General features: G+C 33.5%; 9 protein-coding genes. 2 read left to right on the top strand and 7 right to left on the bottom strand.

Features of this window, described 5'->3' with window-relative positions:
* Nucleotides 1–126: 126 nt before the first annotated feature.
* From mbcS to ezrA, 5 genes are all read right to left on the bottom strand, one after another.
* On the bottom strand, nucleotides 127–1,713 hold the full coding sequence (mbcS, locus tag ACTJJ9_RS23190) for an acyl-CoA synthetase MbcS (RefSeq protein ID WP_145584738.1): 1,587 nt from the start codon (nucleotides 1,711–1,713) through the stop codon (nucleotides 127–129).
* Between the two features lie 213 nt (nucleotides 1,714–1,926).
* A complete protein-coding gene (locus ACTJJ9_RS23185) occupies nucleotides 1,927–2,136 on the bottom strand; it encodes an alpha/beta-type small acid-soluble spore protein (protein ID WP_095302880.1) in 210 nt (69 codons plus the stop codon).
* Between the two features lie 129 nt (nucleotides 2,137–2,265).
* Nucleotides 2,266–3,465 carry a tRNA uracil 4-sulfurtransferase ThiI gene (thiI, locus tag ACTJJ9_RS23180; RefSeq protein WP_145584737.1) on the bottom strand — a complete coding sequence of 400 codons (1,200 nt, stop codon included), beginning with the start codon at nucleotides 3,463–3,465 and terminating at the stop codon, nucleotides 2,266–2,268.
* Between the two features lie 4 nt (nucleotides 3,466–3,469).
* Nucleotides 3,470–4,615 carry a cysteine desulfurase family protein gene (locus tag ACTJJ9_RS23175; protein ID WP_145584734.1) on the bottom strand — a complete coding sequence of 382 codons (1,146 nt, stop codon included), beginning with the start codon at nucleotides 4,613–4,615 and terminating at the stop codon, nucleotides 3,470–3,472.
* Between the two features lie 218 nt (nucleotides 4,616–4,833).
* Nucleotides 4,834–6,525: a septation ring formation regulator EzrA gene (gene ezrA, locus ACTJJ9_RS23170; RefSeq protein ID WP_145584732.1), complete on the bottom strand. Its 1,692-nt coding sequence runs from the start codon at nucleotides 6,523–6,525 to the stop codon at nucleotides 4,834–4,836.
* 504 nt (nucleotides 6,526–7,029) lie between these two features.
* On the opposite strand from ezrA, the gene hisJ reads away from it, so the two are divergent.
* Nucleotides 7,030–7,836, top strand: a complete 807-nt coding sequence (gene hisJ, locus ACTJJ9_RS23165; RefSeq protein ID WP_145584730.1) for a histidinol-phosphatase HisJ — start codon at nucleotides 7,030–7,032, stop codon at nucleotides 7,834–7,836.
* On the opposite strand, the gene refZ is transcribed toward hisJ, so the two are convergent.
* Nucleotides 7,819–8,475, bottom strand: a complete 657-nt coding sequence (gene refZ / locus ACTJJ9_RS23160) for a forespore capture DNA-binding protein RefZ (protein WP_095302885.1) — start codon at nucleotides 8,473–8,475, stop codon at nucleotides 7,819–7,821. The two genes, hisJ and refZ, sit on opposite strands and share 18 nt — an antisense overlap.
* Before the next feature lie 119 nt (nucleotides 8,476–8,594).
* Here refZ and ACTJJ9_RS23155 point away from each other — a divergent pair, with 119 nt between their 5' ends.
* Nucleotides 8,595–9,083, top strand: a complete 489-nt coding sequence (locus ACTJJ9_RS23155) for a GAF domain-containing protein (RefSeq protein WP_095302886.1) — start codon at nucleotides 8,595–8,597, stop codon at nucleotides 9,081–9,083.
* Nucleotides 9,084–9,236: 153 nt separating this feature from the next.
* Here ACTJJ9_RS23155 and ACTJJ9_RS23150 read toward each other — a convergent pair whose 3' ends face one another.
* Nucleotides 9,237–11,030 carry a diguanylate cyclase domain-containing protein gene (locus ACTJJ9_RS23150; RefSeq protein WP_255452014.1) on the bottom strand — a complete coding sequence of 598 codons (1,794 nt, stop codon included), beginning with the start codon at nucleotides 11,028–11,030 and terminating at the stop codon, nucleotides 9,237–9,239.
* Nucleotides 11,031–11,065 lie beyond the last annotated feature (35 nt).

The following is an 11,065-nucleotide window of genomic DNA, read 5'->3' as shown; positions in this document are numbered from 1 at the left end:
CACTGCCAAACAAGTAGTGTAATGGAGTATTTCACACAAAAAAATAGAGAAAGGTGAATTTGAGTACCCTCAAATTCACCTTTCTCACTATTTAGAGCTAGTTATGTCCCAGCCTCTTTAATATAATTACTTTTGTAATTTCATATCAATTTCACGTTGTCGCAATTCAATACGACGAATTTTTCCTGAAGTTGTTTTTGGTAATTCATTTGTAAATTCAATTTCTCGTGGATATTTATATGGTGCTGTTAATTGTTTTACATGATTTTGAAGCTTACGAATAAGCTCTGGATCCTTTTGATCTTCCGGATTTCTTAACACAACATATGCTTTTACTACATTTCCTCTAATTTCATCAGGACTAGCAACAACAGCACACTCTTTTACTAAAGGATGTTTCACTAGAGCATCCTCAACTTCAAACGGCCCAATAGTATAGCCAGAACTTATGATAATATCATCGCTTCTTCCTTCAAACCAAAAGTAGCCATCTTCATCCATTCTTGCACGGTCACCTGTTACAAAGTAATCTTTTCTATATTGTTTAGCTGTTCGCTCAAAGTCTTTGTAATATTCTTTAAACAATGCTGGTGTATCTTTATGCACAGCGATATCTCCTATTTCATTAACTGCACATGGCTCACCTTCATCATTGATAATGACGACTTCATTTCCTGGTGTTGGCTTTCCCATTGATCCAGGCTTGATGTCCATTTCTTTTAAAACACCTACTAATAATGTACTCTCAGTTTGACCATAGCCGTCACGAACCTTTACATTGAACTTTCGCATAAATGTATCGATTACTTCACGATTTAATGGTTCACCAGCTGATACTGCACTATGTAAGGTAGCTAATGAATAGTTTTCTAAATGTTCTACCTTTGCCATTAAGCGATACTCTGTCGGGGTACAGCACAATACGTTTACTTTGTACTCATCCAAAAGTGCTAAATATTTTTCAGGCTCAAATCTTCCATAATATACAAAGCCAGTTGCTCCTGAGCCTAAGACAGATAAGAAAGGACTCCAAACCCATTTTTGCCAGCCTGGCCCTGCAGTTGCCCAAACGATATCATCTTCATTAATACTTAGCCAATTTTTTGCTGCTGTTCTTAAATGAGCATACGCCCAGCCATGTGTATGAACTACACCTTTTGGATTACCAGTTGTTCCTGAAGTATAAGATATAAAGGCGGTACTTGTTGCCTTTGTTTTAACAATTTCCATTTCTGAACTTTGTTTAGCTGCTAGTTCTTCTAACGAAAACCAATCAGCTTCATTACCCTCAACTACAAATTTAACTAACTCGTTATATTCAGAAATTCCTTTAAATTCATTTGTATATAATCCATAGCTAATAATCGCTTTTACATCACCATGTGTTACTCGATATTGCAAATCTTTTGTACGCAACATTTCTGAGCTAGGAATGACAACTAAGCCTGCTTTTAATGCACCAAGATATACCGCATACGCTTCAATAATTCTTGGAATAACAACAAGAACTTTATCACCTTTTGTTAATCCTTTATTCATAAAGGCATTTCCTATCTGATTTGCCTTTTTCATTAATGCATGGTAAGTTATCTCTTTCTTTTCACCTTTATCATTTTCCCATTTTAATGCAATTTTTGTTGGCTCAGCCGAAAATTTTTCAATCTCTTCAACGAGATTGTAGTTAATCGGTGCAAGCAGCTCATCTCTTACCATAATTTCATCTCCTAATTTTTTAGTACCTTATTATTATACCTGATAATAAAAATAAATGAAATAATGATGCTTGCCTAGATGAAATGGAGTAGGTAAATCCAAAACTTGAAGAAGAGCATTTAAATATGTAAGACGTAACGGAATATTTAATCGTTTTTATACATCAAAAAGAGCAGGGAATATCCCTACTCTTCGTAGCCATTATCTATTAAATTATTGTTGTTGGAAAGAACCGCTCATTTGTTGTTGAGCAAAAGATACTAAACGCTTAGTGATTTCACCACCAACTGAACCGTTAGCACGTGAAGTAGTTTCTGCACCTAAGTTAACACCGAACTCAGAAGCGATTTCAAGTTTCATTTGGTCGATAGCTTGTTGTGCACCAGCGACTAATAATTGGTTACTGTTGTTGTTTTGTGCCATGTGTATCACCTCCTTGTGAGTATAGAATGTGTAATACACACTGCCATCATTCATCATATTATATGGTAAATATTCACATAGATTTTAGCAAAAGAATGACCTACTTATTATGCAAAGTCATTCATCCCTTTAAAATAAATGGGAAAATTCATCTTCTTTATTTTTTGTAATGATCATTGTTTCAACATGATTTACTGCTTCCATGACAAGCTCATCAAAATCAACAAAGCTTTCAAATCTTGATACTTTCTCAAGCTTTGGCTTTGTTTTAGGACTTGCAGGAGTGAAAATAGTACAGCAATCCTCAAATGGACGTACTGAAATATCATGTGTACCTATTTGTTTGGAGATTTCGATTATTTCCAATTTATCCATTGTTATAAGCGGTCGTAAGATTGGTGTACTTGTTACATCATTTATTGCAACCATACTTTCTAATGTTTGACTCGCTACTTGTCCAAGGCTTTCACCAGTTATTAAAGCTAGAGCCTGCTGCTTTTCTCTCAATATATCAGCAATTTTTAGCATCATTCTTCTAGTTGACGTCATTGTGTAATTTTCCGGTACTTGTGCTTGAATTTTTTCTTGAATAGCTGTAAATGGAACAATATGCAATTTGATACTTCCACCGAATACCGTTAATTCCTTTGTTAAATCGATTACTTTTTGCTTTGCACGCTCACTCGTATATGGAGGGCTAAAAAAGTGGATAACCTCTAATTCTACCCCTCTTTTTAACGATAAATATCCTGCTACAGGACTATCGATTCCTCCAGATAATAAAAGCATCCCTTTTCCACTAGAACCAACCGGTAGCCCACCAGCACCTTTGTAATCATAACAAGTAAGATAGGTTGCTTCTTTTCGAACCTCAACTCGAAGATTGATCGTTGGATTTTTTACATCTACAGTCAAATCCTCGGTATTGATTAAAATATGACTTCCGATTTGGTAATTCAATTCATTTGTATCAAGCGGAAATTGCTTATTTGCACGTTTAGCTGTAACCTTAAACGTATCATGACGTTGATAGAGACTTTTGATTGCTTCTAATGCCTTTTCCTTGATAATATTGATATCACTTTCACATTTAATAGCAAGACTAAACGATTGAATTCCAAAGACATATTGGAGTCTTTCGATAATTTCTTCATGACGTTCATTATTAAGGTGAAGATAAAGTCTATCACGTGTCCCTTCATAATCTAACCCTGGGAAATCTGCTAGAACTTCTTTTATATTTCTTTTTAAACGGTCAACAAAGATACGACGATTTCTTCCTTTTGTAGATATTTCTCCGTATCTTATTAAAATGTGATCAAAATTCATATTTTTACCTCATTACTTTTGATAATTTTATAATTCCTTCTGAAAGTCTTTCGATAAACGGAGCTATTATTTCCTTCGATTGCTCAAATGAAAGACTAACCCTTATAGAGCTTGTAGCAATGTCTTGAGACTTGTTCATCGCTACAAGCGTATGACTAATTGATTTTCTACGCGATGAACAAGCAGATGTTGTTGAAACAAATATATTATGTTCCGCTAAATAATGGACTAACACTTCAGCTTTAACTTTCGGCACCGAAAAATTAATAATATGCGGTGCTACCTGTTCAAATGGTGTGTTGACAATAACACCATCCATCTTTATTAATTCCCTCATCAACCTAGTCTGAATCTCTTTTAAAGTAGATTGTTTTTCTTTGAATTGCTCCATCGACATTCTTAATGCCTTTGCAAGGGCAATATTCCCTGCGAGACTTTCTGTCCCTGAACGCAGCTGCAACTCCTGAGAACCACCAGTAAATATCGGTAAAAGTTGGACACCTTTTCTTACAAATAATGCGCCCGTTCCATTTAACCCATGAAATTTATGTCCAGAAATTGTGCAAAGATCAATATTCGCCCGTTTAAAGTCAAGCGGCACCTTCGCTACTCCTTGAACATGATCAACATGAAACAGGATATTTGGATAAGCTCTTAAAAGCTCACCTATTTCATTTATTGGCTGGATTGTTCCAACCTCATTATTTACATGCATAATCGATACAAGAATTGTGTCATCCCGTAATTCTTGTTTTAACTTGTCACAAGTAACATATCCATGTTCATCTACCGGTAAATAGGTTACTTCAAATCCAAATACTTCTTCTAATTGCTTAAATGTTTCTAGTACAGAGGGGTGCTCGATAAGGGAAGTGATTAAATGTTTCCCATTATTCTTGTTTGCAAATGCTGCCCCTTTAATCGCAAGGTTGTTTCCTTCCGTTCCTCCAGATGTAAATACAATCTCTTGCTCGTCAACACCTAATAAATGTGCAACTTGTTTTCTCGTTTCAGTCAAAAGTGATTCTGCTTCACTTCCAAGTTTATGTAAGGAAGAAGGATTAGCAAAATAGTCCTTTGTCACTTGTGTAAATGTCGATATGACTTCAGGATATGGCATTGTAGTCGCACTATTATCTAAATACAACATTTTCGTTCCTCTTTCCAAATCAAAGTTAAAATTTCATCTGTCAATTTAAAAGTATATGCTAATTTGTAATCATACCATATCGTTATGTGAAAAGAAAAAGATAGCTACCTCGAACAAAATCAGTCTAAATTAAAGAAACAACATTAAAAAAATACAGGTATGTCTTAAATAAAAGTTCATTTCTTTTATCTTTAGGACATCCCTGTATAGTTGATCATTCACGTTTGATCATTTATTAAAATCTTAATTTTCTTTAATGCACCAGGCTCAACCTGTTCAAGTGCACTTGCAGCCATTTCTAAAGACTTGCCATATTCTGAATTTCGAAACAACATTTCGGCTTCAGAAAACGATGAGGAAAGCTGCCTATTACGACTTCTATACCTGTTACCATATTGGATGACTTGTTCCACGAGAAAGACTTGTTCAATAAGTTCCTCGGCAGTATTTTTAAATTCCTCCACCGTTTGTACCGTTTCCTCGAGTAATATATTTACTGTAGTCATGTTCAATGGAATTTCTTCTAATTTCTCAGTAACCTTTTGGACCTCACGCTTAGCCTTATCTATTAATTTAACGAAGTCTTCCGGTAAACCAGGAATATTGCTTTGCTGAACATTTCTAATCGTTTCTAGTAGGATTTGCTTTAAATGATTTAGACGCTCACGAGCCTCTAATTCGTCCTTCCTTAATGTTTGAAGCATTTCTCTATACTCATTATGTTCCTCAAACAGTTTATTAATTTGCTTTTCGATCTCTTCAAGCTCTTCTTTCATTATAGAATGTGCTACATGATCACTATCTAAACTTTGTTTAATATGTGCAAATTTCTTCTCTATTTGAGAAATCTGTTTTTCGATTAGTTTTTGCTTGTCTACTTCATTTTCAGAAAGCCGGTAACTTTGTTTTACTAATTCAGTTTCTTCTAATGTAGCCATTTTTTGTTCTGTTAATTTTGTTAATTTTTCATCGATAGTGCTTTTCTTTTGCTTTACAAATTGACTAGCTTCTACCTCTTTTTCAAGTAAATCATATATAGAATCGATTGCAATTTGCATTCCTTGAAGAGCCTCTGCAACTTCCTCTATCTCCGTTTCTTCAATTTGTTTACGGAATCCCTCTAATTGTTTTTTCATTCTCTCTATTTCTTGATCAACTTGGATATGTTCGAGAAAGTAACCATTTCCCACCATTTCTTTATAGCCATCTTCTAGCTCACTTAATAGATTAGGTTTTGTTATATTACAATCTGTTAAAAGCTTTGGTATTTCATTAACTTTTATTTGTAGAGCATCCAATTCTGATTTTAATCCTACTAATATTTTTCTTGCTGACAAATAATTTCCTTCATTTGTTTCTGAATCAAATTCCTTAAGAGAATCTGATATACCGGACAAAATTTGATCTAGCTTGTCATATGCTTTGCCAAATTGATGACTATGTGCCAATAACGTCTTTCTTAACTTTTTATATAATTCCTTTACTTCTTCACTTTCAACTTTATTTTTTTCTTCACTGGTAACTAGTTCATTAATTTCCTCAATAATTTTATCGATATTTTCATCTACAGTTATGAGAACATTTTCAATATGTTGAAGAACCTCTTTGGATTTTTTGAAACGATATTTATCAGCTAATTCCTCCGCTTCATAAAGAAGTTCCTCTACTTCTGGTAATTGGGTTGTAATGATTTCATCCCACTCACTTCTCCATTGTTCAAATAGTTCTTCAGCTTGACCAATCATTTTCAATTCTTTTACCTTGGATAATTCATCAATAATTGACCTGTTCATAATTTCGATTTTCCAAGCTTCTAATCGGTCCACATCTTTATAAATATTTCTTCGTAATATGTATCCAACACCAAACAATATACATAAAAGAAGGATAAGTCCAATAATAACTTCCATAATGAGCCCCCTCGTTGTTACACAAAATCGTCATGACAGGAAAAAAACTCCCCACTGATGAAAGTTTCAACATCATGCTGATAAGCGTTATCGTGTCTATTATTAAAGATCATTTCTATCTCATTTATCGACTATATTAAACACTTATTTACCGTTTCTACAAGTGTTCGTTTAAATCCGTAAAGTACTAATTCTATTAGTAGCTCCAATAGCCTCTATGTTTAATGAAGTTCGTCTAATAACTATATTAAATAACTACTTTGATTTAATATAGTTTCGGATCCATTCCGTTCTAAGAGATATGTACAATTTTTTAATGTTATTTCAATGTATTTATGATACCATGTAAACGACAATTTTTGACCAGAAATTTAATTTTTTTTGCATAATTTGTCCTACAAACTGGGAGAATTTTATTTTTTTTATTTATTTGAGAGCCTCTTCATTTGGAAATTTGATTTATCTAAGGTTTTAATCTATTTTTGCTGAAGGAGGAAACAAAGTATGAAGAAAGATGGGCATGTACACACTCCTTATTGTCCGCACGGTACAACTGATTCACTAGAGGCATACATTGAACAAGCAATTCAACTACATATTGATTCCATCACCTTTACGGAGCATGCACCTTTGCCAAATACGTTTCACGATCCAACCCCTAATCAAGATAGTGCAATTGAACTAGAAACAATGGAAGAATATATTGAAAAAATACAATTGTTAAAGAAAGCTTATAAAAAAGAAATAACCATTAATCTTGGTTTAGAAGTTGATTATATTAAAGAGTATGAAGAGGAAACAATGTCATTTTTAAACACATACGGAAAATATTTAGATGATAGCATCCTCTCAGTACATTTTTTAAAGCTCCAAGACAAATATTATTGTATGGACTTTGATGAGCACACATTTAAACATATGATTGACCAGGTTGGATCATTGGAAAAATTACACCATATTTATTATCAAGAGGTTCTTCACTCAATACAAAGTGACTTAGGGGAGTATAAACCTAAACGTATTGGTCATATTACATTGGCTAATAAATTTCAAAAGCTATTTCCTGTTACATTTTCAGTTGATCAATACATCCAAACTATTTTATTTGAAATAAAAAACAGAGGATATGAATTAGATTATAATGTCGCAGGATTGAGAAAAGAGTTTTGTGGGGAAACCTATCCAGGATCAGCTGTTGCTAAAATGGCACAAGAACAAAAAATCCCTTTAATCTATGGCTCTGATGCCCACAGCGCAAGGGATGTCGGAAAGAATTATACCTGTTATCAGCAATTAACGAACGGCAATTAGCTTCCCTTCAACCATTTTTGTCTGATTATCTATAAGCAATGAATTCAGCCAATTTTTTAACTCTTTATAGTATTGATGTACAAAGTAAGTTTCATGAGGCTGTATATACAAAACTTCACTCATATATTGCGGTTGTAAATAAGGCATATGCAAAAGACTTCTTAATTGAATAATGATATGTGGGATAAACCCTTTACGAAATATCCCCTCTTCAATTCCTTGTTCGAGAACCGCTTGTAGATAATATTTTTCTTTCATTAAATATGTGGTCATTACTTCACGTATAAGGACTGAATCCAATGTGACTTCCCGGTAGACCAATCGTGAAAGTTGACGATTCGCATGCTGGTAATTTAATATATCTAGTACCATTTTATTTAATATAACGTGAGCGTTTTTGTATGTTAATTGTGCATAGTTATCTTCAATTACTTGAATATACTCTTCATAATATTGTGACACTAAATATTCAAGCAACCCACCTTTCCCTTTAAAATAATAGGAGATATGCGCAATATTCACATTTGCCCGACTTGCAATTTCCCTCACAGATGTTCCTGTAAATCCTTTTGAATGGAATAAATAAATGGCTGCCTGTAAGATTTTTTGTTTAGTTTCACTTAATGGTTGTTGAGTCATTTGATTCACCACCCTCTCTTTTCTCTTAATTTCCACGATTATTGATGAATTCCTTCATTAATCGCTCGACAATGTTCTGGTGGATGTTGTTAGATTTTAACTAAAGGTAGGTAATTGCAATGTTTCATGTCGAAAATTATAAAGGTAGTAGAAATGAACAGTATAAATTAGTGATAAATCAATTAAAGGCTTTACTAGAGGGTGAAAAAGACACAATCGCGAACCTAGCAAATGCATCGGCATTATTGAACCAATTTTTATCAGATGTAAACTGGGTTGGATTTTACCTTTTAAAAGAGGATGAGCTCGTTCTTGGACCATTTCAAGGAATGCCGGCATGTGTAAGAATTCCTATTGGTAAAGGTGTTTGTGGAACAGCAGTAAAAAACAAACAAACACTACGCGTCGAAGATGTTCATCAATTCCCTGGCCATATTGCCTGTGATGCAGCTTCAAATTCTGAAATTGTTATCCCATTAATCGTAAATGAAAATGTAGTTGGTGTATTGGATATTGATAGCCCACTTAAAAATCGCTTTGATGAGACGGACGAAGTATTCTTAGAGGAATTTGTAGCTACACTTGTAAACTATATTAATGCTGAGTAAAACTCTTAAAACAGAACTGCCCCGTAAATATTAGTTACAAACTAACATTTACGGGGTTTTTATTATGGCTATATACAGTAGGATACCGAATTTAGATCCTAGACTTAAAAATATTTGTCTAGCTTTATTAGAGCAGATTAAACAAGTTATTTTTTATGCTTGTATAATCACTTGATTCTTACCTTTGTTTTTTGCTAGATAAAGCGCTTGATCAGCCTTACTAAATAACTGATTGTAATTGATATGATTTTTCGCATCCCAGTAGGACACTCCACAAGAGAGCGTAACCATCGGTTCCGTATTCTCTCTCACCCGTTCTACAATTCTTTTAGCAATAGCAACACCTGTTTCTAACTCTACCTGTGGCAAATATAAAGAAAGCTCTTCCCCACCCCATCGAGCTCCGATATCTTTTTCGCGAATATTACTTTTTATAATCTTTGCGACCTGCACAAGAATTTTATCACCAATTTGATGACCATATGTATCGTTAATCTTTTTAAAATCATCAATATCAAAAAGGATATAGGTACCTTTCCGATCATTTTTCATTGAGTTCTCAATACATTCATTCATATATTTACGTGAGTACAATTGTGTTAAATGATCGGTCTTTACTAATGTTTCTAATTCTTCTCTTAATAATGAATTCGTTAAAGCTAAAGTCGAATGATGTATTAAAGATTGAAGTAATTTAAACATATCAAAAGTAAAATGATAAGGTCTTTTATGTAGCACTAAGGCAAACCCCTTTAAACTATCACTTTGGACCATAGGAACAGCCATTACAGATGGGAACATGGCATTTTCGATATACGCTGTAAAATCTCCAATAAATATTCCTTCAAGATCCTTCTCTATCTTCTCACGAACATATCGAATATATTCCGTTACCATCTCTGTTTCAAAAAAGCGTGTACTACCTGGCAAAATTTGAAGTGACCCATCTTGCTGAAAATAGAAAAAGCCAACTTCATTTGCATCAAATGAATCGGTAATACGCGATGACATATAAGTCATATTATCTGTTAATCTCAAGTTTTTATTTAGTTGGTGTGATGTTTCATTAATAAGCTGTAAATCCTTTATCAGCCTTTTAGACTGCTCATATAATTGGGCATTTTCTAATGCATTACCTGCTGCAGTTGATAGTAAGGTAATAAAATTTCGATTTTCATATGTCAAGTCAATCCCTTGATTTGCAACGACTTGTAATACGCCATAAACACCTTGCTTCCCTTTTAAAGGAGTATAAAAAACTGTTTCTTGTGCTTGTTGGTTGCTTGATAGCTGAGATTTCCCCGTCACAAAGGCTTCCATTGCCTTCTCATTACCAGTCTGTTCGTCAAATTCAAGACTTTTAATTGGTAATTCCGAATGGTTTTCATTATCATGCGATAAAAACAAATAAAAAAGATAATGCTCATACATTCCTTGCAATGTAGTAATTAGCTCAACTAAAACATCATCTCTGTTCATAAAAGAATGGAATTTTTCTGTTAAACGATATAGTTGTTTATATTTATGTTCTTTTTGAGATGCTTGATAAATCATTAACGCGTTGATATAAAAAGAGGAACAAGCTTGTACAATTTCATCTAAAGTGGAGCGATGAAAACGATCGTCTATTTCATTAATTAGAAGTAAGCCATGCAATTTATCTTCATGTATGAATGGAAAGATGATATCTTTCTCAACTTTATAACATTTACCATATTGTAATTTTGGTAATGCCTCTATCAAAATTTCATTATCGTTCGTATGTGGTATAAAACTATCCAATTGCTTATTGTAAAAATAAAAAGCTGCATGCCTCACATACAGTTGCGTTTTTATTACACCTATCAAAATATCTACAATGTCATTTATTGAATGTTGAAGGTGGTGTGAATTTAAGCTTTCAAAAAAGCTAATTTTAACCGCCTTTACAACTGATTGATCATCCATTAATTTTCACCCACATAATCGAATTACAAAATAAG

The sequence above is a fragment of the Metabacillus sp. 22489 genome (assembly GCF_052044855.1).
GTDB lineage: Bacteria > Bacillota > Bacilli > Bacillales > Bacillaceae > Metabacillus > Metabacillus niabensis.
The sequence above is the reverse complement of the archived record's forward strand: the minus strand, read 5'-3'. Positions and strand labels throughout refer to the sequence as shown.